1 tRNA gene and 1 rRNA gene are annotated in these 268 nt (G+C 42.5%); both read left to right on the top strand.

What is annotated here, in order from left to right:
• A 16S ribosomal RNA gene (locus BAQ46_RS11225) occupies positions 1-57 on the top strand; the annotation flags it as partial.
• Positions 58-189: 132 nt separating this feature from the next.
• Positions 190-266: transfer RNA gene (locus tag BAQ46_RS11220), tRNA-Ile, on the top strand.
• The last annotated feature ends 2 nt before the right edge of the window (positions 267-268 follow it).

Raw genomic sequence — 268 nt, 5'->3', positions numbered from 1 at the left:
GGGGTGAAGTCGTAACAAGGTAGCCGTATCGGAAGGTGCGGCTGGATCACCTCCTTTCTATGGAGAATTGATAAGCGCTGTTTATCAATATAAGTTTCCGTGTTTCGTTTTCGTTTAGTTTTGAGAGTTCAATAAAAAGTATTGACTCTTAAATGAGGATATGATATAAATAAATCCTGCAATTTGTATGGGCCTATAGCTCAGCTGGTTAGAGCGCACGCCTGATAAGCGTGAGGTCGATGGTTCGAGTCCATTTAGGCCCACCATA

It is taken from the genome of Bacillus paranthracis (assembly GCF_001883995.1).
In the GTDB taxonomy this organism is placed as follows: Bacteria; Bacillota; Bacilli; order Bacillales; family Bacillaceae_G; genus Bacillus_A; species Bacillus_A paranthracis.
This window is presented reverse-complemented; position numbering and strand designations above follow the sequence as displayed.